The organism is Streptacidiphilus rugosus AM-16 (assembly GCF_000744655.1).
GTDB lineage: Bacteria > Actinomycetota > Actinomycetes > Streptomycetales > Streptomycetaceae > Streptacidiphilus > Streptacidiphilus rugosus.
In genome coordinates, this window is sequence record NZ_JQMJ01000004.1 from 635,459 (window position 1) to 661,096 (window position 25,638).

The following is a 25,638-nucleotide window of genomic DNA, read 5'->3' on the forward strand; positions in this document are numbered from 1 at the left end:
CGACTTCCTTCTCTGGGAACGGTTGTGGGTGGGACGCGGGGCCGGCGGCTACGCGATGGTTCGGATCTCCATGAGCGTGAAGTCGCGGCCCTGCGGGTCCGTGCTCTCGCCGACCCCGGTGAAGGCGTTCTTGGCGACGTCGTAGGTCTGCTCTTCGGTGCCGGTGGTCATGTCGACCTGGGCGGACTGGTCGACGCTGCCCTTGATGCCGTAGACGCGGGGGATCTCCAGGGTCAGCCAGCCCGAGGCGCCGGTGACCTTGAAGCAGATCTTCGCGCTGCTGCGGGACCAGACCTCCAGCAGCCCGGTCGCGCTGGCACAGTCGGCGAGGACGATGTGCCCGTCGCCGCGCTTGAGGACGATGTTCTGCTGCGCCAGGATCTTGTCCGCCCCCGGGTAGCTGAAGTCCTCCACCGCGTACCCCGGCTCCTCATCGGCCACGGGGGCCACCGCACTTCCGCCCCCACCGCTCGCAGCCGCCCGGGTCCGCGAACCCTGCGAACCCGGGGAGCCCTGCGAGCCCGCCACCACCGCCGACACGGCCAGCGCGGCCACCGCCGCGGTTCCCAATGCCCGCCGGGCGGCTCGCTGCCACTGCGGCCGGGAACCCACTGCCGTTCGCGTCTCCAGCACGGTCCTCACCCTCGTTTCGGTCGTATTCGGAAGTCGGAAGAACGAGATGCCGGATCACCACGGCGTCAGGTCGTGCCAGGTGTCGCTGACGGCATCGCCGACGGTCTTGCCGGCATCGACGACGGCACTGGTGGCCGGCGACAGGACCGACGCGCCGACGCGCCGAGCCTGGACACCCATCGACAGGACGCCGCCTTCGATCCCGTGGTACGCGTCGTCGATGGCGCCAACCGTTCCCCCGAACCTGGTCCACGGCACGCCGGTGGTGTAGATGCCGACGGCCAGGCTGAACGTCGACAGCAGGAAGTGGGCGGAGGAGAGGCCGTCGGTGAACCCGTAGATGACGGTGCTCTCCACTCCGGCGAGCAGGGAGCCCGCGCCGAAGGCCGTGAAGAGGATCTCGCCCGCCGGCGGCGGGGCCAGCAGCGAAACGGCGGCCAGGTAGCCCATGTTGGTGGACTCGGTGCCGAGGGTATCGGCCGCGTCCTGCCAGTCACCCTTGGTGCCGCCCATGAACGTGCCCGACTGCTTCGCCCCGTCGTTTTCCGGGTTGTCGGCCTGGTCGACACCGTCCTGCTTCGCCTTCGCAGCCGCCTCCGCGGCGAGCCTGGCTGCTTCCACCTGCTCCTGCTGGCGCTTCGTGGCGGCGATCTGCTTCGCCTCGGAGGCAGCGCTTGCCGCCTCCTTGGCGTCCTTGCCGGCCTGGAGGGCCGAGGATGCGGCCGAGTTGGCGGAGGCCTGGGCGTCGACGGCGGACGCAGTCGCGGCGTCCGCGGCGGCGGTCGCCTGGTTCGCACAGTAGTTCGCGCGCCGGCTGGCACCGCGCGCGGCGAGCGCCGCGGCCTTCGCCTTGTCGGCGGAGGCCTTGGCGGACGCTGCGGACTTCTCCGCAGCGTCCGCGTTGCTGTCCGCCTGCTGCTTGTAACCCTGGGCTTTGAGAGCGGACTTCGTGGCGGCGTCGGCCCACTTCTGCGCCTGGTCCGCCGCCTTGCGGGCGTCCGCCGCGGTCTTCTGCGCGGAGGCCGCGTTGGTCGTCGCGTCCTGGGCGAGCTTGGCGGCGTGCGCGAGCAGGGCCTGCATGGCCGCGGTGTGAGCGGCCGCGTCCGAGTCGAGCTGCAGCATCCGCGGGTGGACGGTGGTGACGAAGTTGCGACGCATCCAGCTCGGGCCCTCGAGCGCGACCGCCGCAGCCGTCCTGGTGTACGGGCCCGCGGAGTCGATGGTGGCGAAGACCGCCACGTTGTCGTCCTGCGCCTGCGCCGGCCCGTACTTGACGGTGAAGAAGTCGTGCACGGCCGTGGCCGAGCCGTCGTCGAGGGCATCGGTCGCGGCCTGCCTGACCGCGCTGCCGGGGTTCCCGCCGAGGATCCGGAAGATCGCCGCGGTCTGGTCGGTCCTGGCCGCCTCGGTCGCGCCGGTGGTGAGGAAGGCGGCGGGCGCGCCCGGATCTGTGGACTGCAGGGCCGCCTGGGCCGCCGTCGCCACGTCGGGCGTGCTGACCTGGGCGATGAACACGACGCTCTCGCGGTCGTCCTGCCGCTGCGCGATGAGCCGGTCGGCCTCGATCCAGTTCAGCACCGACTCCTCACCGGCGGCGAGCGCGAACTCCGCCGCCTCGCGGGTCCAGGTGCCGTGGGACGTCAGCAGGTTGAGGCAGGCGCTGCGGCCGTGGCCGACGGCGGTCGGGTGGTCGCCAGCCGTGAAGGCCTGCTCTGCGGCCGCGATCAGTTGCTGCGTGGCGGAGTCGATGGCCTGCTGCTGGGTCGTCTGGGTGCGGAAGTCCGCGAGGTCCTGCTCCTCCTGGGCGGCGAGCGCGGCGGCCTCGGCCTTGCCCTGGTCGGTGTAGGCGTCGAGCTTCGCGAGTTCCGCCGCGACGGCGTCCTGCTCCACCTTCTGCGCGTCCAGCACGGCCTTGACCGCGGCATCGGCCGCCGTCTGGGCGTCGGCGGCGTACGCGGTGGACTTGTTGGCGAAGTCGATGGCCTTGCCCGCGTACTTCACGGCGTCATCGGCGGCGGCCGCCGCCTTCTCCGCGTGGTCGGCCGCGGCGTTGGCGGCGTCACGGGCCGCCGCGGCCGCTGCCTCCGCACTGGTGGCCAGGGTCTGCGCCGCGGCGGCGGCACGGGTGGCGCGGGCGGCCTGTGCGTCCGCGTCGGCGGCGGCCGCGCGGGCGGCAGCGGCCTCCGACTGGGCGGCACCGGCGGCCGAGGCCGCGGTGGCCGAGGCGTTCGCGGCGGCAGCGGCATCGGACGCGGCCGCCGCGGCGGAGTTGCCGGCCGCCACCGACTGCTCGGAGGCGACCCTGGCGGAGTCGGCGGCGTTCGCTGCCGTACGGGCCTTGGCCGCGGCGTTGCGGGCGACGACCGCCGCGTCCTTGGCGGCCTGCGTCTTGGACGCGTCCTTGGACGCCGCCATGGCCGCCTGGTAGGCGCTGGACGCGGCCCGGGCGGCCGTCGCGGCGGCGGAGGTCGTGGCGTGGGCGGCCCAGGCGGCCTTGCGGGCCGCGGCCTGGGCGGCGTTGGAGGAGGAGATGGCGGTGGCCGCGGCGTTCGCCGCGCCCTTGGCGGCGCTGGCGGCCTTGCGGGCGGCCGCCGCGGACTTGGCGACGTCCTGCCTGGCGGCCTGTGCCTCGGCGGCGGCATCCTGCGCGGCCTTCTTGGCCCCGGCGGCGGCCAGCTGCGCCTTGGCCGACTCCTCCTTCGCCTGCTCCGTGGTCAACTGGGCACGCTGGGACTGCCGTTCAACGACGGCGACCAGTTGATCGATGGTGGCCGCCTCGTCGTCACGGATCCGCGCGATGTTCTGACCGATCTCCAGGAACCAGCGGATGGCGTCCGCGCTCCCGTCGTCCAGGGCGCGCTGCGCGAAGGTCCTCAGTTCGGGCCCGGCGCCGGCGAGGAGCTTGAAGACCTCGACGGTCTCGTCCTCGAGGCGCGCGCTGAACTGCGTGTCGGTGATGAACTTCAGCAGCGCGTCGCCGGAGCCGTCGCTGAGCGCGGCGTCGGCGGCGGCCTGCACGCTCTTGCCGCCCTGGGCCTTGACCGTGAAGGTGAGGACGCTGAGGTCCTCCTGCTGCACTGTCGCGAATCCACCGCCGAGGAAGGCCGCGATCTCGGTGTCACCCGCATCCAGCACGCGGGAGATCTCGGCAGCCGTGCCTTTGCCCGACAGGGACAGCGACTTGAAGAGCGCGACGCGATTGTCCTCGGCGGTGGCGGCGGGCAGCCCCGTGACGATGAACTCCTCGACGTCCGCGTCGGTGCCGACGAGAGCGGCGGCGGCGGCCGCCCGGGTTGCCTGACCGCCGCACTGCCAGGCGGTGACGGCCTTGGCCCGCGGAGTGTCCGGCAGGGAGGGGAGTGTGGGGATGTCCCCCGAGCCGACGGTGGCGGCGAAGACCCGGGCGGTCGTGCTGAGGGGCAGCGCGAAAGCTGCCGCGGTCGCGGCGGCGTAGCCCAGGATGCGTCGTCTGCTCCAGAACGTGGTGTTCAAGAATCGACTCCTGATCGATCGGGCGACCTCCGTCGGCGCACCGGGGGGTGCGCGACTGCCGGTCACTGCGGGTCGGTGGCGTGAACAACGCATCCGCCATGGCGAGTTGGCACGCGGTCGGATGCCGTGCGCTCGCGGTGGAAGCGACCGGTTCATCCTCGCCGGATGAGCCGGGCGGTTGGCCCGCGCGGCGCCGCAATGGACGAAAGTCGCTTCCATGACACTCGTAGCGGCGAATTCCGTCGTGTCCATGCAGGATCAGCGACTGATCTCGGTCCTCCAGCACGACGGCCGCCTCACCGCCGAGCGGGCTGCCGAGGTTCTGAACGTCAGTCCGGGTACCGTGCGCCGCCGTTGGCAGGCGATGACGGCGGACGGCATCCTGCGGGTGGTGCTCTCCCCCATCGCCCGCCCTCGTGCGAGCGGGCTGTCGGGGGCGCACCTGCTGCACATCCGGGTGCGGCACGACAAACTCGACGCCGTCGTCCGCTCGCTCGCGGCCCGTGACGACATCCCGTTCGTCGACATCACCACGTCCGGCGACGAGATCCTGGTGATAGCCGCGACGGAACCCGGGTCACGCGATCCCCTGGTCTTCCGTCAACTCCCGTCCAGCCTGGCGGTCATCTCGGTGGAAACCGCCACCATCCTGCACGTCCTGCGTGTCACGTCCGAGTGGCGCCATCAGGTCCTCGCCCCTCACGAGATCGACGCGCTGGCTCCCGGCGCCCCGTGCAACGCCGCTCCCGCCGCTCCCGCCGACAACGGCCACTACGGTGTCGGGACCGACGCCCTGGAACGGGTCATCATTGACGCCCTCACCCCGACGCCCGGCTGCCGGTGGCCACCGTCGCGGCCCGCACCGGTCTCCCGGAGACGCAGTGGTTCCAGGTGGTGCTGGCGGTCGTCGAACTGGTGATGCCGCCGCTCTACTTCTGGCTGGCGGACGCCGAGGAAAAGGCGCTCCGCGACGGTGCCTAGCCCGGGGTGAGGTCGCGGCGGACCAGTGTCCTCGGTCCTCACCTCGACGAGACCGGTTGGACCGGCTGGGGAGTGCGTTTGACGCCGCGGCTGACGATGGCCGTCTCAACGTGCGTGATGCCCAGACCGGCCAGGTCATGGGAGAGGAAGCCGTAGAGGGCTGCGAGGTCCGGGAAGTACGCGGCCGCGTGCAGGTTCGAAGGCCCTGACGTCGCGAACGCGCCGTGCACCGAGGTGTGTTCGGCCAGCGCCCGCCCGGTGGCGGCGAGATGGTCGGGGGCCACCTGGAGCAGGAGTTTGGCCTCGATGGGCAGGCCGAGGCGGCGGGGATCGACGAGCACCTGGGTGACCAGACGGCCTTGGGCGGCCAGGTGGGCGAGGCGCCGACGCACCGTGCTCTCCGGGTGGCCGGTGCGATCGGCCAGTGCCGCGGCGGTCAGGCGCGCGTCGGGCGTGAGGGCGTCGATGAGGGACTGCTCCAAGGCATCGGTGTCGACACCGTACGGGCCCGGGGAACCGGAGGCGGGTGGCTCGGGGGCCGGCTGGCTCGGGCCCAGGGCGGCGCGTTCGGGCTCGGTCAGCACCTGGTGACGCCACTCGGAGGTGAGCCGGAAGACATGCAGGATCGTGGCGCTCTCCAGGGAGGTCACCGCCTGTGTGGAGGGGAGCTGACGGAAGACCAACTGGTCGCGTGAGCCCGGCTCGGTGCGGGCGACGGCGAAGATCTCGTCGCCCGAGGTGGTGACGTCAATGAAGGGGATGTCCTCGCGTGCCGCGAGCGCGGCCACGATGGTGTCGAGCTTTCCGCGCAGAACCCGGATGCGCAGGAACAGGGCCCCGGCCGAGCCACCGTTGCGCGGTCGCGCGACCGGTGAGATCACCACGCGCACGGTGCCGTCGGCGCCGAGCGCGTGCAGGCGTCGGCGGACGGTGGCGGGGCTGAGCCCGAGCACGCCGGCCGCCCGCTCGGCGGTGACGCGGCCGTCGCACTGCAGCGCGGCGACCAGCCGCTGATCCGTGAGGCTCAGTACGGAATTCGTCGATTCGTACGCCATGAAGACAAGTTTCGCTCATTCCGTCGCCCTGCGATGCCTGTTCCGGGGACCACGGCCCAAGGATGGAGCTCATCCACCCCGCCTGTCCGCGAGCCACGTCGGCGAACCCGAGCCACGCAACGAGCAACCGATGATCCTCGACCCGAGCATTGGTTCCCCGGCCTGACCGGCTCACCGTCAGCACCTCCGGTACCGCGACCGGCGACCGGGAGAAGGGGTCCGCGGTGCGACGACGCCGCAGGCTGCCCTCGGCTTTCACTGCACCCGAGAACGACAGATCCACCACGGAGGTTCACGTGCCCGCGTTCGAGCAAGGGCAAGCAGTCCGCTTCGCCAGCGGCGACACCGAGTGCGCTGCCTGGCACTATCCGGGGTCCAACGGCGGCTGTGTGATCATGGCCGGCGGAACCGCGGTGACGAAGGAACCGGCCGCGGACCTGTCGCCGCCAGGTTCAACGATGCCGGCTTCGCCGTCCTCGCCTTCGACCACCGCCGGTTCGGACAGAGCGGGGGCACCCCACGCCAGGTCGTCCGCTTCAACGAGCAGGTCGCCGACTGGCACGCCGCGATCGCCTACGCGGCCGGCCTGCCCGACGTCGCGCCGGACGGGATCGCCCTGTGGGGGTTCTCACTGGCGAGCGGCCACGTCTTCCGGGTCGCCGCCGACCACCCGCGGCTGGCCGGCGCGATCGCGCAGACCCCACTGGTCGACGCCCGCGCCGTCGCTCCGCACGCGCTGCGCTCCATGACCACTCTCGCACTGCTGCGCCTCCTCGGCCGAAGCGTCGCGGACGCACTCGGAAGCGTCATGGGACGGCCGCCGCTCCTGGTCCCGACGGCCGGACCGCGCGGTACCGTCGCCTCGCTCACCACAGCGGACGCCATGGACTGCGACCGGGCCCTCGACCCCGACCGTCGGCATACGGACTGGGAGCAGACGGTCGCCGCACGCATCGCCCTGCAGTTCGGCGGGTACCGGCCCGGCCGCCATGCCTCCCGGAGCCGCTGCCCGCTCCTGGTGGTCGTCTGTGACCAGGACCAGAGTGCGCTCCCCGGCCCCGCTCTCCGCGCGGCCCGCCACGCCGCGGTCCGAGGTGGTCCAGCTGTCAGGCCGCCACTACGCCCCGTTCCTCAAGTCGCACGAACAGGCCGTCGAGGCGGAGATCTCATTCCTGCAGAAGCACCTGCCCTCCCGCGACCACCGCTGAACCAGACCGCTCCCCCGCTCGAATCGGCTGAACCCGCCGATTTATCCCCTGGATCCTCCACCGCCGGCCGCCCGGTGGCGGCCGACCCGATGTCACACTCCGGGCCCGCCGCGGATCTCAGGTACGACCACCCACCAAGGCCACGGGCACGAGGTGTCGACGGCCTCCCGAACAGGAGCACGCACATGATCATGGTGACAGGCGCGACCGGAATCGCCGGCCGCGAAGTGGTGAAGCACCTGTCGGCACAGGGAGCCGAGGTGGCGGCGGTCACTCGTGACCCGGCCGCCGGCGTGGTCGCCGACGGTATCCGGCTTGTCGTCGGCGATCCTTCCAGCCCGCAGTCGCTGGCGTCGGCACTGGACGGCGTCGAGACCCTCCTGCTCAGTCCGCGCGCCGTGGGCGGCGCGAGTGCCGAGCTGCTGGCGCTGGCGGCCGAGCACGGCGTGCGGCGGGTGGTGGTGTTGTCGGCGGTCACCGTCGAATACGGCGGCGGGTACCGGCGCTTCGCCGAGGAGTTCGAGCGGGTCGAGGCCGCAGCCGTGGCCTCCGGGCTGCCGTGGACGTTCCTGCGGTGCGCCGACTTCGCCGCCAACACTCTCGCCTGGGCGCCGCAGATCCGTGCGACAGGTCACGCCCGGGGTGTGCACGGCGATGCCGCCACCTCCCCGATCCACCAGCGGGACATCGCCGAGACCGCCGTACGGGCGCTGCTGGACCCCGCCCACGCGGGCCAGGCGTACGCGATCACCGGGCCGGAGGCACTCACCCAGCGCGACAAGGCCCGACTCATCGGCGAGGCCATCGGCAGGGACGTATCGTTCGAGGAGATTCCCGCCGAGAGCCTGCGCCGGGCCATGCTCGCCCAGGGCCTGCCCGAGGACATTCCCGACCGGTTGGTCGGCTACGCGGCCGCGTGCCTGAAGGAGCCGGGGCCGACGACGGACACCCTCGCACAACTCCTGGGCCGCCCCGCCCTGACCTTCGCCGCCTGGGCCGCCGAGCACGCGGCCGACTTTCGGAGCTGAGGCCGTCATGAGATCCGAGCGGGCAGCCACCGCCCTGCGCTTCGTCAGTCTCGTTCTTGCCGGCCTGTTCGCCGGGTTCCTGGTCACGGTCCTCGTCTTCGAACTCTCGCTGCGCCACGTCGACGCCTCGGTCTACACCCAGACGCGACAGATCGAACTCCTCCGACTGGACGACCTCGCCTCCGCCACCCTCCTGCCGACGTTGCCGACCACCGCGATCCTCGCCGCCATGTCGCTCAAGGCGAGAGACCGCACCTTCTTGCTCACCGCGACAGCGTTCGCCTGCTGCTGAGTGTCGTCGCCACGACGGTCGTCTTCAACCTCCCCATCAACTCGGACCAGTTGCACTGGAATGTGCAGACACCTCCCGCGGACTGGGCGAGCGTCCGCGACCGCTGGCAGATCGCCCACGCGGTACGGACAGCCGCCGCCGTGGTCGCGTTCGGGCTCCTGAGCGCGGCGGCGATGACCCCAACGCGCAGCACTCATCGGCCATCCCGCAACCCGGCCCCTGCCGCTGTCCCCGCCCCGCAGCGAACGGCCGCATCAGGCCCGACCGGAGGGCTGTCGTGAACCGCATCGAGCTGTCGGCGGGCACGATCGAATACCAGGACACCGGTGGCGACGGCCCCGTCCTGGTGCTGCTGCACGGGCTGATGATGGACGCCACGCTCTGGGACGGGACGATCGCCCGTCTCGCCGCCGATCACCGCTGCCTGGCACCCACGTTGCCGCTCGGGGCACACCGACTCCCGATGCGCCCCGACGCCGACCTGTCCCTGCCCGGCATGGCGCGGCTGGTCGCGGAGTTCCTCGACCGCCTCCACCTCCGCGACGTCACACTTGTCGGCAATGACACCGGCGGGGTGCTCGTCCAACTCCTGATGGGCGACCGGGCCACAGCCGTCGGGCGCGCAGTGCTCGTCTCGTGCGAGGCGTTCGACAACTTCCCGCCCGGACTGACCGGCAGGACGCTCATGCTCACCGGGAGGCTCTCACCCCGATTGTTCGGCCTGTTCATGCAGCAGATGCGACTCCGCGCGCTACGACGGCTGCCGATTGCATTCGGGTGGCTGACCAAGCGCGGAGACGCCGCAACCGCCCAGTGGATGAAACCGGTCCTGCAGCAGCCCGGAATTCGCCGCGACACCGTACGGATGCTCCGAGCAGCAGCAGCTGACACCCGCCTCCTGCTCACCGCAGCCGAACGGCTGCCGACCTTCGATCACCCAACCCTCGTGGCCTGGGCAAGCGAAGACCGCGTGATGCCCCCCGAACACGCACGGCGCCTCGTCGAACTCCTCCCCGACGCACGGCTGGTCGAGGTGGACGACAGCTACACCCTCATTCCGCTGGACCAGCCCGCGGAACTTGCGCGAGTCATCGGCGAGTTCACATGACGAGTGGCAGCTGCCCGCCCCCGGAACGTGGTCTCTGCGCGCGCTGCGCCGACTGGGGGCATGAGCCCGGCAGCAGCGGCGACGAGGGCCCGCCGACCTGGGCTGCATGGAGTCCTGCACCATCTACCAGGTGGCCGAAGTCTTCAGGGTGATCCGCTCGCCGCCGGACTGACGCGGACTGGTTCGCCGGCGAACGCGCTGAGAGCGGGTAACACCCGGTGGGCGACGCTGCCGATGGGCTGGCAGTTGTCGGGGTGGTTGTGTCGGACCGCGGTGAACCTGAGTGAGACGGGGCCTCCAGCGTTGAAGATGCCGCCGCCGCTGTGGGCGGTGTTCTCGGTCACGTGGCTACGGTTGATTGTGAGGCTGGCTGGCAGCTGGCTGGGAATGTTGTTCAGGATTCCGCCGCCCTTGGCGCTTGTGCTGTTACGGCTGATCCGGCTGTCGTCGATGATGAGCACACCGCTGTCGGGGATCGGCGAACCGGGGGCCGAGAAGTTGATGTTGAGGATGCCACCGCCCGCGCCCTTGTTCCCCTTGGTGTCATCGGGCGCGGAGTTGCCGACCACACGGCTGTGGTTGATCGTCACCCCCGCTAACCCCAGGAGGAGCTCTCCGGCGCCAGGCGCAGGGCGAGACTGCGCACCGATGCGACCTGCGGACGCCACGACCGGCGCCAGGCACCCGCGCGAACGCGTCGACGCCTGATCAGGTCACGATGCCGGCGCAGGACCGTATCCAGGCTGAGCCATCCGAGCGCGCAGCTGGGCCGACACCCTCACCGGCTCCTGGCTCCGCCCGGGCGCGCCTCCGCTGGCGCCCAATCTCCATGCTGCCCCGAACAAGGCCAGTACAGGAGCAGTCCTGGGCACGCGGGCACCCAATCATGGGATCGCCATCGGCAGCCGCCGAACGGAGCGATGCTCTCGACGCGCATCGGCGTCGGTGCGGGCCCGCACGAGATATTGACGTCTTGTCATGCCTCCTTCTACTATCCGCCGGGCCCTCTTCGCTGTCTGCGAGTCAGACATGCATGGCCTGCACCACCCCGAATCTCCGCATGCGCAGTTGAAAGGGGTGCCACCATCATGTTCCACGCCGATCCCCGCCCATTAGCCGCTTCTCGCCGACGCCTGCAAAGCCTCGCCACAGCGGCCTCCGCGGCCCTCCTGCTGCTCGGCGTCACAAGCACAGCCCAGGCGACACCACCACCCCACCCGGCCGCCACGACGCCGATCCTGAACGTCAGCTCGTCCTGCTCCGGCCAGAACCAGGAAGTCGTGGCCGCCGCCGACACCACCGGCGACGTCTTCCAGTCCTGGATCGGATGCGGCGGCATCGGGTTCGCCCGGTCCACCAACAGCGGCGCCGGCTACAACGCGCCGATCATGCTGTCCGGCTCATCCGGAGCCTGGGACCCGGCACTCGCGGTCGCACCCAACGGCACCGTCTACGCGGCGTTCATGTCGACGAACAACTACCCGGTCGTGGAGGCCTCGTTCGACCACGGGGCGACGTTCACCCAGACCGCCTCGGTGAAGCCATCCGGAAGCGGCTACTTCGGCGACAGACCCTACATAGCCGTGGCACCCGACGGGACCGTGTACGTGACCTGGGACTACGGCCCCAACAAGAACAACGTCCAAACCACCTGCAGCCCGGTCGGATCGTGCTCCTTCGCCGACGGCCAGCTGAACACCGTCATCGAGAAGTCGACCGACGGCGGCAAGACCTTCAGCGGATTCACCGCGATCGGCCCCAACTACCCGACCATGGGCGGATTCGCCGCACCACTGCTGGTCGACTCGCACGGCCGCGTGGACTCGCTCTACGAGGGCCACCCGACCGACACCACGTCCCCCTACGCGATCCACAACGGCTACGAGTACTTCACCTGGTCGAACGACGCCGGCGCCACCTGGCCGAACCCGACCGTCCAGGTGCGGCCGGACGCCGGGACCGACGCGGTGGCCAACTGGTGGATCAACGGCTCCATCGCCATCGACGCCGGCGGAACGCTGTACGCCACCTGGGACACCCAGTCATCCGGCACCGACATCGGCTGGCTCAGCTACTCCACCGACAACGGCGCCACCTGGTCCGCACCGACACACGTGACACCCGACAACACCAGCGCGGCGCACATCATGGAGGTCGTCGGCGGCCCGGCGGGCACCGCATACGTCGGCTGGCAGACGAACGCGCCGAGCCAGGGCTACGCCACCTATCTGCAGACCTTCACCACCGCGTCAGGGCTGGTCGGCACACCCACGCAGGTGTCGACCAACTACGGCAACGCCTCGGTGTGGCCGGGCGACACCTTCGGCCTGGCGAAGCTGCCGAACAACCAGATCGCCGTGAGCTGGGGCAGCGCGGACAGCGGCGGTTCCACCGCGGAGATCTACGCGACGACCGTCTCCACCGCGCCCCCTGCGTCCGACTTCGCGCTCGCCGCGAACCCCGCCTCCGGCTCGGTCGCGCAGGGGTCGTCGGCCACCACCACGATCGCGACCACCGCGAGCGGCGGGGACACCGAGTCGGTCGCACTGTCCGCGTCCGGCCTCCCGACCGGCGCCACAGCGGCGTTCAGTCCTGTGTCGGTCACGGCCGGCGGCTCTTCGACGCTGACCGTCTCGACGGCCCCGACTACGCCGGTCGGGACGTATCAGATCACCGTCACGGGTACCGGGTCCGTGCACACCCACACCACCAGCTACGCGCTGACCGTCTCCTCGGCCACGGGCGGGCTCACCAACGGCGGTTTCGAGAGCGGCAGCTTCTCTGGCTGGACCACCACCGGCAACGCCGCGGTGACGGCCGGCGCGGCGCACTCCGGCAGCTACGGCGCGATGCTGGGCCTGACCACCCCGTCCAACACCTCCACCGCGGCGCAGACCTTCACCGCCCCGGCCGGCACCACCAAGCTGTCCTTCTACTACAACGTGACCTGCCCGGACACCGTCACCTACGACTGGGCCACCGCCACGCTGAAGGACAACACCTCGGGCACCACCACCACCGTCCTGGCCAAGACCTGCGTCTCCAGCTCCGGCTGGGTGCTGAAGACCGCCACCGTCACCGCGGGCCACAGCTACACGCTGACCCTGACCAACAAGGACGACAACTACCCCGGCGACCCGACCTACACCTACTACGACGACGTGACCGTCTCCTAGCACAACCCCCGTAAGCGCGGTGGGCGGGCTGACCCGACCTGACAGCCCGCCCACCGTCACACCCTCATCCCGCACCACCCGCTCTTGAACGGGGTCGGTCGGGACCGGCAGCCGTGGCGGTACTCCTCGTCGGAACAATCATGTCGAACGCATGCCATGAAGTTACGAACTGTTCTCTGCTGATTGGAAGCATCCATCAAATGGCAGCGAACTTCCCCCGAACCAGCGTGGCATGACTGGGGGTCAAGGGCTCGCAGTTTCAAGTCTTGTCGTCCCGACCAGCGTTTTCGCAGGTCGGAGGCCGTTTCCACCGAGAGGTGTGGACGGCCTTTTCGTTGTGTGCGTACCTAGTGGTCGCACTGTGGTCGCGGCCCGCGGCGGCCACGTTGACCGACTCTCGCAATTCGCCTGGCCTGGAATCGATTTGAGCTCGATCAGCTGGTTCCGGCACCTGGCCGCGTGATCGTCCTGTGGTCGCAACACTGCTCGGAGCACCACAGCAGTCGCCAGGACGGCGCGGTTGGCGCGGTGGTTGATGCCGCCGTGCCCACCGCAGAGGGTGCAGAGCGGGAGCTCGTGGCCGGTGGTGCCGGGCGCGTGGCCCCAGCCGGCGCAGTGCGCGCAGAGATCACGTTCGGGCGGCGGGCAGGTGCAGCTGGTCATGCCAGACGAGCGGCCGACGGTCCGGTTGCAGAGTGCTCCACCTGTGTGGCGCTACGCCATCCGGCACAACCCGCGACCGGGGTGATCGCTGGGCCGATCGTGATCAAACTTCCACTCCGCCGAGCTGCCCTCGCCGCCGCTGCCATCGCCCTGTGCAGCGGCGCCACCGCCTACACGCCCGGCGCAGCATCCGGCGGCATCATCCTCTCGAACGCCGACAGCGGGCGTACCTTCGTCGCATCCCCAGGCGACACCCTCCGGGTCCGTCTCAGCGCTGTGCAGGACCAGGGCACGACCTGGGTGTGGTCCGCGCCGGTGTCGTCGGACCCGGGCGTGCTGCAGCGCGTCCGTTTCCACACGAGTCCGGGCGGCGCTTCGGGCGCCAGGTTCGACGTGCAGGCGGACGGGACGGCGACGCTCGCGGCCGAGGCGCGGTGCACGGTCACGACCCCGGGCGCAGTGTGCCCGGAGATGGTCAGGACGTGGCAGGTCACCGTGGACGTCGCTGGCTAGCATGATCTGAAACGGCCCCGCTGCCCACGACGGGCGGCGAGGCCAGCTCCGTTGCTGGGGTCAGCCCCGCACGATGTTGGCCGCCTGGGGCCCTTCTGGCCTTGCTCCGCGTCGAAGCTCACGCCATGACCTGTGAACGAGCAACGGCGTCGATCGGGTGCGGCTGGTCAGTGCTCGGTCGCGGTGCCGCGTAGGACCTCGCAAGTGCGGCACGCCGGCGTGACGGGCAGATCGCTGATCGGCCGGATCTCGGCCGCGGGCGCGAGGGGGCTGCCACACAGGCTCCGGTGCGTGCCGGCGGGCACGATGTGCCAAGCGTAGATCTGCAGGAACTCGTACTCGGCCTGGAGTTGGAAGGGCATGAGGATCACCTGTTGGCGGGCTTCTCCCCACGATCCGCTCAGGCAAGCGCGGGCGCATGGGTCGAACGGCCCAGACTTGCGTCTTCACCCGGACGGGCGGCAGAGGCCCAGCCGAAGATGCCGCTTATCCGCAGCCGCCTGAGGCTTGGACCAGAACCACACCCAAGCAGCAGGAGGCAGCGTGTCCGCGCACTTCGAGATCTACGAGGACAAGGCCCACCAGTGGCGATTCCGGTTGAAGGCCGGCAATGGCGAGATCGTCGCATCCGGCGAGGCGTACCCCACCAAGGCGAATGCCGAGCGCGGCTGCGAAGCCGTGAAGCGTGCCGCCGCCGAAGCCGACATCGTGGAAGCTAAGGCCGCGTGACCGGCCACATCCTGACCGAGGTCAGCGCCACGATCGCCCCTGAACGCGAAGCTGACCTGATCGCGGCCTACCAGCAGGCCGTCGCCCGGCCGCTCCCCGACGGGCTCCTCCGCACCGAACTCCTCCAGGGTGCCGACGGGGACTGGCGGATCCACACCTTGTGGCGCGACCAGGCCTCCCTGGACGCGATGCCCGCGTCTGCCGAGGGCCCCATCGCGCCCCGCCTCTTCCGCGACTCCGGCGGAGACCCACACGTCGCCTGGTTCCAGGTCGCCGGACACCGCCTCGTAACCGACCCCCAAAGCCGACCCTGACGAACCGGGAGTGACGAGACCCCGGCACCCGTAAAAGGTCAACCGGGGCAGCCTGCCGAAACCAGCGCCGCGGAAACGGCGAGGATCGGGAACCGGGTCTCCGCACGGTCGATTCCTGCATGGAACCCCTCACGGGTTCGCTGGGCATCCGGCACATGTCGTATGGAAACGGTGTTCCGTCTGATCGCTGATGGCGTGAGGACACCAGTGCGAGTCAGGGACCGTCGCTCTTCCGGACCTGAGCCGCCTGTCGAACGGGTGCCAGACCTCGCTGTCCGCTCAAGGAATACGGTGCCGGTCTCATGCGGTCTGCTGGATGGAGGCTCCGGTGATGACGCCGTTGTCGACGGTGTAGGAGCCGCTGTAGTCCGCCGTGGAACCGTCAGTGTGGATGGCGTGAAGGTGCACGAACGCCCTGTCCCCGCTGACGCTGTCCACGGTGACCGTGTCGCTGGCGGTGTCGGCGAAGCCGTTGCTGAAGGAGCTGTACGAGCTGCCGAGGTTCTTGCCGCCCAGGTTCCATGCGGTGGCGTAGTCGTGCGCGTTGATCGCGGCGTAGTACGAGGTCACCACTTGGGCCGGACCTGGTGCGGGGTTCACAGGCGCGGGTGGTACGGGGTTCACGGGCGCGGTGACCGTGGTTGTGGCCGGCGCGGGGTTCGCAGGCGGCAGTGGTCTGGTGCTGGCGGGCAGGCTGGGCGAGGGGGCTGTGGGTGTTCTTGACAGGCTCGGAGTGGTAGAGCCGGCTGGAGTGGGCTGGCCGGCCGTGCCGGCGTGCTGGGTGTGGGTCGCCAGCACTGCCACGGCTGCTCCGCCGCCCACCAGCGCTGCGGCCAATACCGCCCCCGCGATCACCAGCCACCGGGGGCGTCCGCGCCGTGGTCGGTCCGAGACAGGGGGCCCGGACCAGTCGCGCCCCACGTTGGTCGGTGGCGGCGGTGGACGACCGCTTCCCGCCACGGGCCGTCCACCTGTACCGACTCCGTGCCCGGGACCGGAACTGCTGGGCTCCTGCTGGAAGGAGCGCGGCTCGTCGGGTCCGCCTTTTGACGGCCGGAAGGGCAGCGTCGGGGTCGCCGAGGCGGGCGGCTCCAGGGAGCGGTCCTGCGTCACGAACGGGGAGATCAGGGTCGGGCTGGGCGGCGTGTGGCCATGTGCCACCTCCTCCAGCATGCGAACCGCCTCATCCCCGGTGGCCCGCACAGCGGGATCCTTCGACATCAGCACCGCGATCACAGGAGCCAGCGGACCGGCATGCACAGGCTCGGGCAACGGCTCGGCCATCACGGCCTGCAAGGTGGCTGCCGTCGTGCTGCGCTGGAACGGCGATTGCCCCTCGACTGCCGCGTAGAGGGTCGCACCCAAAGCCCACAGATCCGACTCCGGTCCCGGCCGGTGACCGGTGACCCGCTCCGGGGCAAGGTAGTCCGGCGAACCGACGATCTCCCCGGTCCGGGTCAGCCCACCGCTGCCCTCGAACCTGGCGATGCCGAAGTCGGTCAGCACCACCCGGCCGCGGCGGTCGATCATCACGTTGGCCGGCTTCACGTCCCGGTGCAGCACCCCCTGGCGGTGCGCCTGCGCCAGCGCCGAGGCAACCTGCGCGCCGACACGCGCTGCGTCGCGCGGCAGCAGGGTCCCCTCCAGCACGAGGATCTCCGCGAGCGACTGGCCGTCGACCAGTTCCATCACGATCCACGGACGACCGTCCTGCTCGACCACGTCGTGGACAGTGATCACGCTCGGGTGGTCGATGCGCGCCGCAGCCCTGGCCTCCTGCTGCATCCGGGAGAACAGGGTGTGCAGGTCCACGTCGGGCATCCCGCTCACGTGCAGCTCCTTGACCGCGACCTCGCGGTCAAGGAGCTGGTCACGGGCACGCCACACCACACCCATCCCCCCGCGGCCCAGGACATCGTCCAACAGGTAGCGCCCTGCCAGCAGGCGGTCAGGACCCTCCTCGGACGTATGTGCGGCCATCGTGGGACCTACCCCTCAGGATTCCCACTGTCCTACTACGACGTGTGCGTACCACCAGTTTCGCCCTCCGCCGTCCGACTGGCACCTTTCGCCGTTCCAGCCGGGCCGACACCCCCGAATCGGGCAGCGGCCCCGTCTGTGTTCGGGTGAGGGCCAGGGAGTCGGGACGTTCACCGAAAGCGGAGGCACCAGCTGGCGGGGCTCCATCGTCTACACCAGCGATTCACCCGAATTCGCGCAGCTCACGGGGGTCGCGGGGGCCTTCGAGTGGGAGGTGGACGAGAGGGGCAAGGCCCACGGCCAGATCTGGGCCTGGAAGTAAGCCCGACTCCCAGGACGTCGTGGTGCCCACACCTGTCCCGGGCGCCACGACGTGGACAGCTCGCGGGGCTGCCGATTGCAGTCGGTCAGCAGGCGACGAGGCCGGTCCAGCGTCGGACCGTTGCCGTCAGGCTCGTTTGGCGTAGTCCGCGAAGCCCTGCCAGTCGATCACGACACAGGGCTCATCACCAACGATCCACGCATCGTGCCCAGGGGGGCAGACCATGAAGTCGCCCGGCCCGTATTCCATTTCCTCGCCGCCGTCCATGACGATCTTCATGCGGCCGGAAATGAAGTAGCCCATGTGAGCGGCCTGGCAGCTCTCGGTCTGGGCGATGGGCTTGACGTGCTTGGACCACTGCCATCCTGGTTCGAACGTTGCCCGGCCCACCGGCCCTTCATCGAGATTGACCAGTTCGAGCTTGCCCTTGCCCTCCTCGAACGGGCGGACCTCCTCGGGCGAATCAAGGCTCATACGGACCAGACCAGCCATCTCTCACGCTCCCACTTCTTCGGCACTGACAATTCCGCTACTCAGCGGCTCCGCTTTCAGGGCACACCACACGCAGCCCTACGTCCACGCCGACGCACGACTTCCCCACGCTCCCCCACCCAAGTGGCCCACAGCGCCGATCAAGTCATCCCGTTCTACCGGCCGAAGGGCCGCGGACCAGCATCCCGGGCGTGAGTATCCCCTCCGAGCCCGACCCGTTGTCCCTCCTCTTCGCCGAGCCCGCCCACCGCACCGAGATCCTGATCAGTCATGCGAGGGTGTCCACCGGCGGCCCTAGCGGGGCCTCTGCGCTTGCCGGGGTCGGTACGAAGTCGTCCGACTCGAAGCCGCGGAAGCCGCCACCGTTGAAGGAGACCCGTTGGCGCGGGCGTCAGGTGCGTACCGCGACGCTGGCGCCGGCTACCCGGCCTGTCGCCGCCGCGGTGTTCAAGGCGGCGAGCCGGGCAGCCTGATCTTCGCCGGGGATGTCCGGCAGGCCAACGTCGCCGCAGTACAGCACCAGCCAGCCCAGGCCCTCGGCGGCGTCCAGGAACCCAGGCGGGAGCGCCACGGTGTCCGTCGAGACAACGGCGCCGTCCTGAATGATCTCTGCGTGTGCGGCGGTGGATGAGCGCGGGACGAGATGGACCGACCATCCCGGTGCCGCTCCCGGGACCTCGTGCAGGTCGCAGGACCAGGCGAAGCCCTCACTGTGCAACAAGGAGAGCTGAGGGTCGGGTGCTGCAGTGCCCGCCTGGTCCCGTGGACCGGGGTCTGCGGGAAGCTCGGCGATCAGGGTTGGCCGTACGGTGCGGCCGTGCCAGACCATGACCGCGGTGATGCGCCCGGCCAGGCCCACGCTTCCACGTGGGGGGCTGGCCTCGGCCCGGGACGTCATCGCTCTCTTCCGTCGTTCGGGGCGGCGGGCCGGGCCTGTTCCGGCACAGGTGCGGTGGGCTCGTTCTCGTCGGGCTCACGGCTCCCCGCTTCGCAGGGACCCGATAGACCAGCCATGGGAGTGCCGAGGAGGGCATAGCCCTGCTCGCGGTGGCCGGGTAGGCGGATCACTCGGCGGCCTCCAGAGGTCTCGGTAGGAGCCCCGTCTCGCGCGGGCCGCGCGGCAATGGGGACGCGATGGTGTCGTGAGCGCCCGGGATACCTCGGGCGCGGTGACGACGGGGCGACCGAGGTGCCCGGGTTCGGCAGGAGTCGCGGCGCCCTGGGCGGGGTTCACGAGGCGGCGGGCTCAGCCCGCCCGGCGGCCGCCTCGCGGGCGCGCACACGGCGCCGCACCCGCCTCAGGAGCGTTAGCACGGCCGCAGCGAGGCCACTGGAGGCCAGGAGCAGCACCGCGAGCAGCAGCACGGCCGCGCTGTGCACGGCGAACGCCAGCGCCAGCGCGACCCACCCGACGGCCCACGCCCATAGCACGGCCCAGTGCCGTGTCCGGTGCCGCCGCGGCGCCCACTGGTCGAACCCCTCCAGGAGCCGCGCCAGGTCGGGTTGCTGGGCGGCAAGTTGCTCCTCGATGCCGGCCAATTCCCGCCGGTTATGGATAGACAGCATCACGCGCCTCCCATCTGCGCCGCTCTCTTACATGGTCTCTGCCCGCGGTGGCGGCGCACACACGGCGTGGTGCGATGTGTCAGGTGCGGATGTGGCCGTTTTGGCCGTCGTGGTGGTCCGCGCTCTCGTCGTCGAACCAGTGGCCGCCCTCGGCGAGGTACCGGAACGCGGTGGTCTGGCCGGCGGGCAGGACGGCGGCCACGGCGCGGCTGCCGTCCTTTCGTGGCCGGAAGGGGTGGGCACCGGGGGTCCAGTCGTTGAAGTCGCCGACGACGCTTACCGCGCCCGGGTCGGTGCCGGGCAGCACGAAGGTGACCTTCGTGCCCTGCTTGACGGACTCGCGCTCCAGCATGAACAGCTCCAAGAGTGTGTGGTTGGGGAGAACTGCGGGGAGAGAGGAGCGTCGGGAGCGGTGGCGAAGTGCTCTTGCAGCAGCCACCCGGCCACCGACGACCAGACGATCACGTTGCCGGCCCCCGGCGTACTGGCGGCCTGCCTTCGAGGAGAGCTTGTGGAAGATCCACGAGGGTCAGCCGAGCACGAGCAGCTGGCGGACCCGGTCATGCCACGGAGTGGGTGACTGTGCCCGTGTAGGTGCCGCCCACGGCCGCGGCCGGCAGGGCAACAACGAGCGTCGGATTCCACGTGGCGGAGTTGTCACCCACACCGACGGTCAGGGTGTAGGCAGTGCGGGACGTGTCCAAGGTCGCCGCGACCAAAGCGGTGGCTTGTCCTGGGGTGAACGTACCGACCCCACTGGTCGCCGTGGCGACACCGGACCAGTACGACACACCGGCGGCGGGGATCGTCTCGGCAGACGTGCCTCCGCCGGTGGTGAAACTGGAAGAGGTCACCGAAGTCGTCCAAGCCGCCGTCAGCAGGGCCCGGTTGTCGCTGACCGAGACCGCACCCAGCTGCGCGCTGACCGTTCCGCCCGGGGTGCTGGTGCCGAGGGCCGCACTTGCCGGGATGGTGATCCCGAGCGCGCCCCCGGACACAGTGAAGGTGGTGGTGGTTCCTCCGCTGCTGGCCGCATTCGAGGGCGCGGCGGACGCACCCACCAGCAGCACACCGACGGCCGCAGCCACGGGCATACCTGGTCGCATGGAAAACTCCTCCTCCGGTATGGCCTGGACCTGGCCCACCACGGAACCCGACCCGCGACGCATCTGCCTGTCCGTGGCCACCAATCAAGCGGCAAGAACATTTCTAGTCGACCCTAGGGACGACAGACATGGTCAGCCACGCAATGCTGCGCCGAAATAGTGAGGCTCTGTGGCCTCCGGGCCGGAGTCACGGGCGGCAATCATGGAAATTCCCCAGGCCAGCAGAATTCCCCACTTAATCGGCAATTCAACAATGAGCCTTCTCCAGGGCTCCGTCCGAAGGTTGAGCAGAACAGTCGCGGTGCCATCGCCTCCTGGCAGGTTGATCTTTGCGGCCCTTCGCCCACTCATCTCCCCCGCAACGGCGCCGGGTCGAGGCGGAGGGGGCGCCCGTCCACACCTTTTGCCCACTGCTCGGCGCAAAGAGTGACGCCAGGCGCCAAAGGGGTCTTCAGCCAGAACCAGGGCATATTGACCGGGCGTCTCCCTGCGGGATATTCGTATCGAATCCGGGCGGTTTGATACGGTCCGGATTCATGCTGAGGACGGTGGGTATGGCGGCGCGGGCTACCGGATTTTCGGGGATTGTCCGGGCAGGTCGTGGGGGTCTGGTGACGGTGAGTCAGGGGCCGGCCGGTGGGCCGGCGGCCCGTTCTGGCGCCGTCGGGGTTCCAGGTCGCGGCCAGCTGATCGGGGGTGTGCAGGTCCGCGATCAGCGCCGCCTGTCACGCGGGGCCCGTGCCCTGGTCATGGGTCTGGTAACCGTGCTGGCCTGGATCGTGGCCGGTCCGGCAGGGAGCGCCCACGCCGCGACGGCGTGTACGGCGGCCCTGTGCGTCCTGGACGCGAGCGCCGCGGACGCGCTGTACGTCCACCCCGGCAGCGTCCAGGTCAACGGCAGCATCCTGGTCGACTCGACGAACAGTCAGGCCGCTCTCGTCAGCGGCACCACCACGATCACCGCGACCGGCGGCACCATCGGCGGACCGGCCGCACCAGCCGGGTTCGCCACCTCCAACGGAGGCGCCTACAGTCCGGCTCCCGTCAGCCAGCCCGCCGGCACCGATCCCTATGCCGCCCTGGCACAGTGCCCGGCCGCGTCGGCCTGCCCCACGACACCAACCCCGCCGTTCCCCACCGTCAGCCATCTCACCGGAAGCCAGACGATCAATCCGGGGGTGTATACCAGCATCTCGTCCGCAGGCGGCACGCTCACGCTCAATCCCGGCACGTACGTCGTCACCACGGGTGTGACCATCTCAGGCGGCAAGCTGACCGGCTCCGGGGTGACGATCTACCTTGCCTGCCCGAGCTACCCGACGGCGTGCGCGGCGTCCACCAGCGGGGCGTTCTTCACCGACCAGGGCGGAGGCAAGTCCACCCTCAGCGCACCGACCACGGGCGACTTCACCGGCATGACGTTCATCGCCGACCGCAACAACACCGCGACCGTCACGGTCTCGGGAAACGGCTCATGGCTCACTGGCGGGGGCGCCGTCTACACCGCGTCGGGGAAGTTCAGCGCCTCCTCAGGAGGCAAAGCCAGCTTTACCCGCGCCGTCGCGGACACGGTCGAAGTCGGCGGCAGCAACAGTACCCAGCTCAGCGTCATCCCGACCACGGGCACCTTGTCGATCAGCATTCCGGCGACCATGGGCCTCGGCGCCGCGTCACCGAAGGGCACCGTGAGCGCGACGGTCGGCCAGGTGACCGTCTCGGACCAACGAGGGCTGTCCACCAGCACGTGGACGGCGAGCGTGGTCGCCACGAACTTCACCACCGGCGGCGGCACGGCGGCCGAAACCATCAGCGCGGGGCAGGTCTCCTACTGGTCCGGGGCCGCGACAACCACGAACGGCACGGTGACGGTCACGCCGGGCCAGGGCAGCGCCTCGGCCGAGCAGCCGCTCGGTAGTCCGGTCACCGCCTTCAGCTCGAGCGGCAACGGGAACAACTCCACGAGCTGGACTCCCACGGTGGTGGTCACTATCCCCGCCTCGGCGGTGGCGGGCACCTACACGGGCACCGTCACCAACTCCGTCGCCTGAACCCAGCCCACGCATGCCGGCGTGGGCTGGGTTCAGCCGACCCGCCTGCGGCGGGCCGTTCTGTAGCCGAAGACGGCCAGCAGGAAGAGCAATGACAGGCCGACGATGAGGGTCGCCGTCATGGAGGCGGAATCCCCAGCGGTCGGTGTGACCGATGCGCCGGCCCCGGCGTCGCCGGGGAAGGTGAGGGTGGCCATGACGGTGCGGTGGATCAGTCCACTGGCCAGGGTGAGGCGGGCCTTCCATGGGCCGTTGGGGATCCGTCGATCCAGGGGGACGGTGACCGGCTCGGTGTCACCGATGCCGAGTGTGGTGCCGAGATCGGCCGCGAAGGGACCGGCGCTGAGAGATCCCGGCCCGTCGGCCAGCGACATCGACCCAGTCAGGTCCAGGGCACGCTTGCCAGTGTTGCGGACCTTGGCCACCACACGCGGGGTGCCGTCGGACGAGCGCGCGGGCGTGAGCTCCTCGATCCGGAAGTCGGACGGCGGGTCCCCGCCGGGGCCGATGTCGAGGTAAAGCCGGACGCCCACCCGGCTGACCAGGCGAACGTTCGAAGTCCGGTCGGCCGGGCCGGCGACCTGCGCCCACAAGACGGCGTACCGTTCACCGGCGGATGCCTTCGGCGGTACCCGGACCGTTACGCGGACCACGGCCGCACCGTGGGCCGGCACCTCGCGCACGGCGTTGGCCGGCCCGGTCGACGGCCCGGTGGACGGCCGGGTGGAGTCGTGGGTCTGGGGCGTGCCGCAGTCCGTGGCCCCGTCGGTCACGTCCGCGTCCGAAACGCAGTCGTCCACCGAGATCCAGGTCGTGAGCTCGTTGGGGGTGCGGTCGGCTTCGATGGCGAAGCTTCCGCTGTTGATCTCCGCGGAGGCCGCGTAGAGGTCGACACGTTGGTCCACATCGGAGGTGTTCGTCACCTGCACGCGTCGGTGGATGAGGCTGCCTGGCGCGAGGTGGTCCACGATGTACATGTGCGCGCGTGGGTCGGCTTCGCGTTCCAGCGGCGCGTCCAGCAGCTTGAGGCCGATGCTGCCCTGACCGTCGGAGGACGGCGTGTTGGCGTGGGTGCCTGCGGCTGCGCTGCTCGCGCTGAGGGCCAGCGCGAGCACTGAGGCGGCCGTGCCCATGAAGCGGGCCAGACTGTGCGGTCGAATGGGTCACCGTCCGGGTGGGGGCGTTCACCGCGCCCGGCTGGGATCGCGGTGACGAGTTCGGGGTTCCAGGCTGCAAAGTTCGTCTCGGGTACTCCCGGTGAGCCGCCGGTGGTGGGGCTGCGTGGGTCTGCGTCTGGGCTGCCGTGTTCTAGGCGGCCCCCAGGCCCGTGCCCTGGTGGTGGTGCGGCGATTGCGAGCCCCGGCCGCGTAGGATGGGCCGGGGCAGGCGTCGGTCCGGCTAAGGCAACGTCAGCTTGGAGACCTGGTCCGTGGCGTACTCGGTAAGCCAGAGGTCGTTGTCGGGCCCGGTGGCCAACTCCCACGGGACGTTGTCGGTGCCCGGCAGGGAGGTCATGGTGACCGTGCCGTCGACGGTGACGTCACCGACCGAGTTGCTGTTCTGTCCGGTGAACCACACGTTGCCGTCCGGGCCCGATGTGATGCCCCACAGTCCGGTCTCGTCATCCCCAGCGGGGTACTGGCTGAAGGTGCCTGCCGGAGTCAGGGAGTCGACCTGGTCGGTGCCCTCGTCGGTGAACCACAGGTTGCCGTCGGCCCCGGTGGTGATGCCGATCGGCACCGAGTATCCGCTGCCGGCGGTGGGAGCGGCGGTTTCGGTGATCGTGCCGTCGGTGTCGATGCGTCCGATGTTGCCGGCGAACGCCTCGGTGAACCACAAGGCGCCATCGGGGCCCGCGGTGATGGTGATGGGGAAAGCCCCGGTGGTGGGCAGCGGATACTCGGTGACGGTGCCAGACGCAGTGATCTTGCCGATCGCGTTGCCATCGGTCTCGGTGAACCACAGGTTGCCGTCCGAGCCTGCCGCGATGCCCCAGGGATGAGCGCCCGCGGTGGGCAGCGAGTACTCGGTGATCGCGCCCGACGTGGTGATCTTGGCGATCTTGTCGGTGTTGTGCTCGACAGCCCACAGGTTGCCGTCCAAGCCCACCGCGATGTCCGCGAGCTGGGAATCGCTGCTGGGCGTCGAGTACACGGTGAAGGTGCCGTCCGTGGTCACCCTTCCAATCTTGTCGGCGCTGTTCTCGGTGAACCACATCGCGCCATCGGGGCCCTCGGTAATGCCGGAGGGGCCCGACCCGCTGGTGGGCGTCGTGTACGCGGTGATCGAGGAGTACTGCCGCTGCACCGCCTTTCGCTGCAGCGGCAGCATCACCGCCGGACCCTTCGGCTTCACCTGTGTCACCGGGCGTGTGCCTGCCGGCTGCGTGCCCTTGGGGCGCGGGCCCGTACACGTGTGGCTGTGCTTGTGGGCGTGAAGGTACTCGCAGATCCTCATCGCCGGGAGGGGCAGCCTCCCATGATGGCGATGGTGGTGCGGCGCCGGCGATCCGAACGCACCTGGGATCGCCATGGCGCTGGCGCTAGCGGGCACGCCGACCGCGATGGACACCACGGCCACCAGCAGGCGGGTGAAACGGGGCACAGGATGACGCATGAACAGGCCTTCCAAGTTGAGAAGCAGCAGAAGACCAGGTTCTCGCCCCATGCTCTCGCCAACGCCCGGCCTAGGCCGTTTGACGCACAACTTCACCACGCCGAGAACGTCACAGCCGGGGAAGCTCGCCGCAATTACCCATCCGCTAACTCAAGTTGGCGAAGGACACTGCGACAGGCCAAAGGGGCTCGGCGTGAAGCCCGTTGCCAGACAGCAGAGTTCACAAACTTCGTGCTCCCGGTCAGCCGGCACCGCTACCGGCTCCGCACCGAGCCACCCATGGTCGGTCCGGGCGCCGCACGGCACCGGAGCTGCG

The 25,638-nt window shown here is 70.2% G+C and carries 24 protein-coding genes and 1 pseudogene; 12 read left to right on the forward strand and 13 right to left on the reverse strand.

The window, feature by feature from the left end; translation table 11 throughout:
• Positions 1-48: 48 nt before the first annotated feature.
• Together BS83_RS11765 and BS83_RS11770 are read right to left on the reverse strand one after the other, a co-directional pair.
• Entirely contained in the window at positions 49-441 is a 393-nt protein-coding gene (locus BS83_RS11765) for a hypothetical protein (RefSeq protein ID WP_332262321.1), read from the reverse strand.
• A gap of 246 nt (positions 442-687) precedes the next feature.
• Positions 688-4,125: an ALF repeat-containing protein gene (locus tag BS83_RS11770; protein WP_037603703.1), complete on the reverse strand. Its 3,438-nt coding sequence runs from the start codon at positions 4,123-4,125 to the stop codon at positions 688-690.
• Between the two features lie 250 nt (positions 4,126-4,375).
• Between BS83_RS11770 and BS83_RS11775 the strand changes: the two genes are divergently transcribed.
• Entirely contained in the window at positions 4,376-5,044 is a 669-nt protein-coding gene (locus BS83_RS11775; RefSeq protein WP_198035217.1) for an Lrp/AsnC family transcriptional regulator, read from the forward strand.
• Between the two features lie 100 nt (positions 5,045-5,144).
• Here the strand turns inward: BS83_RS11775 and BS83_RS48280 are convergent, their stop codons facing one another.
• A complete protein-coding gene (locus BS83_RS48280) occupies positions 5,145-6,161 on the reverse strand; it encodes an Lrp/AsnC family transcriptional regulator (RefSeq protein WP_037603704.1) in 1,017 nt (338 codons plus the stop codon).
• 349 nt (positions 6,162-6,510) lie between these two features.
• Between BS83_RS48280 and BS83_RS11785 the strand changes: the two are divergent.
• The 6 genes and pseudogenes from BS83_RS11785 to BS83_RS11800 form a co-directional block, all read left to right on the forward strand.
• Positions 6,511-7,188 (forward strand): annotated as a pseudogene (locus BS83_RS11785) (alpha/beta hydrolase); the annotation flags it as partial.
• Between the two features lies 1 nt (position 7,189).
• A complete protein-coding gene (locus BS83_RS47380; protein ID WP_232248810.1) occupies positions 7,190-7,369 on the forward strand; it encodes a hypothetical protein in 180 nt (59 codons plus the stop codon).
• 185 nt (positions 7,370-7,554) lie between these two features.
• Positions 7,555-8,397: an NAD(P)H-binding protein gene (locus tag BS83_RS11790; RefSeq protein ID WP_037603706.1), complete on the forward strand. Its 843-nt coding sequence runs from the start codon at positions 7,555-7,557 to the stop codon at positions 8,395-8,397.
• Between the two features lie 7 nt (positions 8,398-8,404).
• Positions 8,405-8,689 carry a hypothetical protein gene (locus tag BS83_RS47385; RefSeq protein WP_063774154.1) on the forward strand — a complete coding sequence of 95 codons (285 nt, stop codon included), beginning with the start codon at positions 8,405-8,407 and terminating at the stop codon, positions 8,687-8,689.
• 50 nt (positions 8,690-8,739) lie between these two features.
• Positions 8,740-8,970, forward strand: a complete 231-nt coding sequence (locus BS83_RS47390; protein WP_332262322.1) for a hypothetical protein — start codon at positions 8,740-8,742, stop codon at positions 8,968-8,970.
• On the forward strand, positions 8,967-9,797 hold the full coding sequence (locus tag BS83_RS11800; protein WP_037603708.1) for an alpha/beta fold hydrolase: 831 nt from the start codon (positions 8,967-8,969) through the stop codon (positions 9,795-9,797). The genes BS83_RS47390 and BS83_RS11800 overlap by 4 nt, the downstream gene beginning before the upstream one ends.
• A 143-nt stretch (positions 9,798-9,940) precedes the next feature.
• Here BS83_RS11800 and BS83_RS11805 read toward each other — a convergent pair whose 3' ends face one another.
• On the reverse strand, positions 9,941-10,387 hold the full coding sequence (locus tag BS83_RS11805; protein ID WP_037603709.1) for a hypothetical protein: 447 nt from the start codon (positions 10,385-10,387) through the stop codon (positions 9,941-9,943).
• A gap of 498 nt (positions 10,388-10,885) precedes the next feature.
• Here BS83_RS11805 and BS83_RS41690 point away from each other — a divergent pair, with 498 nt between their 5' ends.
• The gene (locus BS83_RS41690; RefSeq protein WP_157597128.1) at positions 10,886-12,973 is read left to right on the forward strand and encodes a hypothetical protein; all 2,088 of its coding nucleotides are present in this window, start codon (positions 10,886-10,888) and stop codon (positions 12,971-12,973) included.
• Positions 12,974-13,432: 459 nt separating this feature from the next.
• A complete protein-coding gene (locus BS83_RS45320; protein ID WP_157597129.1) occupies positions 13,433-14,149 on the forward strand; it encodes a hypothetical protein in 717 nt (238 codons plus the stop codon).
• Positions 14,150-14,316: 167 nt separating this feature from the next.
• On the opposite strand, the gene BS83_RS11820 is transcribed toward BS83_RS45320, so the two are convergent.
• Positions 14,317-14,511, reverse strand: coding sequence for a hypothetical protein (locus BS83_RS11820; protein WP_157597130.1), 195 nt, complete (start codon positions 14,509-14,511; stop codon positions 14,317-14,319).
• 181 nt (positions 14,512-14,692) lie between these two features.
• On the opposite strand from BS83_RS11820, the gene BS83_RS11825 reads away from it, so the two are divergent.
• Together BS83_RS11825 and BS83_RS11830 are read left to right on the forward strand one after the other, a co-directional pair.
• Complete coding sequence (locus BS83_RS11825) at positions 14,693-14,878, forward strand: YegP family protein (protein ID WP_037603712.1); 186 nt, start codon at positions 14,693-14,695, stop codon at positions 14,876-14,878.
• Positions 14,875-15,192, forward strand: coding sequence for an antibiotic biosynthesis monooxygenase (locus BS83_RS11830; protein WP_037603713.1), 318 nt, complete (start codon positions 14,875-14,877; stop codon positions 15,190-15,192). Before BS83_RS11825 ends, BS83_RS11830 begins: the two co-directional genes overlap by 4 nt.
• Positions 15,193-15,492: 300 nt before the next feature.
• Here the strand turns inward: BS83_RS11830 and BS83_RS47395 are convergent, their stop codons facing one another.
• The 6 genes from BS83_RS47395 to BS83_RS11860 all read right to left on the reverse strand — a co-directional run bounded on the left by BS83_RS47395 (position 15,493) and on the right by BS83_RS11860 (position 20,697).
• Positions 15,493-17,172: a serine/threonine-protein kinase gene (locus BS83_RS47395; RefSeq protein ID WP_084713381.1), complete on the reverse strand. Its 1,680-nt coding sequence runs from the start codon at positions 17,170-17,172 to the stop codon at positions 15,493-15,495.
• 448 nt (positions 17,173-17,620) lie between these two features.
• Complete coding sequence (locus tag BS83_RS11840; RefSeq protein ID WP_037603714.1) at positions 17,621-17,986, reverse strand: cupin domain-containing protein; 366 nt, start codon at positions 17,984-17,986, stop codon at positions 17,621-17,623.
• A gap of 391 nt (positions 17,987-18,377) precedes the next feature.
• A complete protein-coding gene (locus BS83_RS45325) occupies positions 18,378-18,845 on the reverse strand; it encodes a hypothetical protein (RefSeq protein ID WP_037603715.1) in 468 nt (155 codons plus the stop codon).
• 371 nt (positions 18,846-19,216) lie between these two features.
• Complete coding sequence (locus BS83_RS11850; RefSeq protein ID WP_037603716.1) at positions 19,217-19,552, reverse strand: DUF3040 domain-containing protein; 336 nt, start codon at positions 19,550-19,552, stop codon at positions 19,217-19,219.
• 79 nt (positions 19,553-19,631) lie between these two features.
• The gene (locus BS83_RS11855) at positions 19,632-19,916 is read right to left on the reverse strand and encodes an isoamylase early set domain-containing protein (protein ID WP_332262323.1); all 285 of its coding nucleotides are present in this window, start codon (positions 19,914-19,916) and stop codon (positions 19,632-19,634) included.
• A gap of 196 nt (positions 19,917-20,112) precedes the next feature.
• On the reverse strand, positions 20,113-20,697 hold the full coding sequence (locus BS83_RS11860) for a hypothetical protein (RefSeq protein ID WP_198035218.1): 585 nt from the start codon (positions 20,695-20,697) through the stop codon (positions 20,113-20,115).
• 710 nt (positions 20,698-21,407) lie between these two features.
• Here BS83_RS11860 and BS83_RS41695 point away from each other — a divergent pair.
• Positions 21,408-22,706: an autotransporter outer membrane beta-barrel domain-containing protein gene (locus tag BS83_RS41695; protein WP_157597131.1), complete on the forward strand. Its 1,299-nt coding sequence runs from the start codon at positions 21,408-21,410 to the stop codon at positions 22,704-22,706.
• A 32-nt stretch (positions 22,707-22,738) separates the two neighbouring features.
• On the opposite strand, the gene BS83_RS11870 is transcribed toward BS83_RS41695, so the two are convergent.
• Together BS83_RS11870 and BS83_RS11875 are read right to left on the reverse strand one after the other, a co-directional pair.
• On the reverse strand, positions 22,739-23,839 hold the full coding sequence (locus tag BS83_RS11870) for a hypothetical protein (protein ID WP_037603718.1): 1,101 nt from the start codon (positions 23,837-23,839) through the stop codon (positions 22,739-22,741).
• A gap of 265 nt (positions 23,840-24,104) precedes the next feature.
• Entirely contained in the window at positions 24,105-25,277 is a 1,173-nt protein-coding gene (locus BS83_RS11875; RefSeq protein ID WP_157597132.1) for a Vgb family protein, read from the reverse strand.
• Between the last annotated feature and the right edge of the window lie 361 nt (positions 25,278-25,638).

What these genes read in the sequence shown, in the direction of transcription:
- BS83_RS11850 (WP_037603716.1), bottom strand. Translation starts at nt 19,552, where the DNA reads ATGCTGTCTATCCATAACCGGCGGGAATTGGCCGGCATCGAGGAGCAA.
- BS83_RS11840 (WP_037603714.1), bottom strand. Translation starts at nt 17,986, where the DNA reads ATGGCTGGTCTGGTCCGTATGAGCCTTGATTCGCCCGAGGAGGTCCGC.
- BS83_RS41690 (WP_157597128.1), top strand. Translation starts at nt 10,886, where the DNA reads ATGTTCCACGCCGATCCCCGCCCATTAGCCGCTTCTCGCCGACGCCTG.
- BS83_RS47385 (WP_063774154.1), top strand. Translation starts at nt 8,405, where the DNA reads ATGAGATCCGAGCGGGCAGCCACCGCCCTGCGCTTCGTCAGTCTCGTT.
- BS83_RS11790 (WP_037603706.1), top strand. Translation starts at nt 7,555, where the DNA reads ATGATCATGGTGACAGGCGCGACCGGAATCGCCGGCCGCGAAGTGGTG.
- BS83_RS11870 (WP_037603718.1), bottom strand. Translation starts at nt 23,839, where the DNA reads ATGGGCACGGCCGCCTCAGTGCTCGCGCTGGCCCTCAGCGCGAGCAGC.
- BS83_RS11820 (WP_157597130.1), bottom strand. Translation starts at nt 14,511, where the DNA reads ATGCCCTTCCAACTCCAGGCCGAGTACGAGTTCCTGCAGATCTACGCT.
- BS83_RS47395 (WP_084713381.1), bottom strand. Translation starts at nt 17,172, where the DNA reads ATGGCCGCACATACGTCCGAGGAGGGTCCTGACCGCCTGCTGGCAGGG.
- BS83_RS11775 (WP_198035217.1), top strand. Translation starts at nt 4,376, where the DNA reads ATGCAGGATCAGCGACTGATCTCGGTCCTCCAGCACGACGGCCGCCTC.
- BS83_RS41695 (WP_157597131.1), top strand. Translation starts at nt 21,408, where the DNA reads ATGGGTCTGGTAACCGTGCTGGCCTGGATCGTGGCCGGTCCGGCAGGG.
- BS83_RS48280 (WP_037603704.1), bottom strand. Translation starts at nt 6,161, where the DNA reads ATGGCGTACGAATCGACGAATTCCGTACTGAGCCTCACGGATCAGCGG.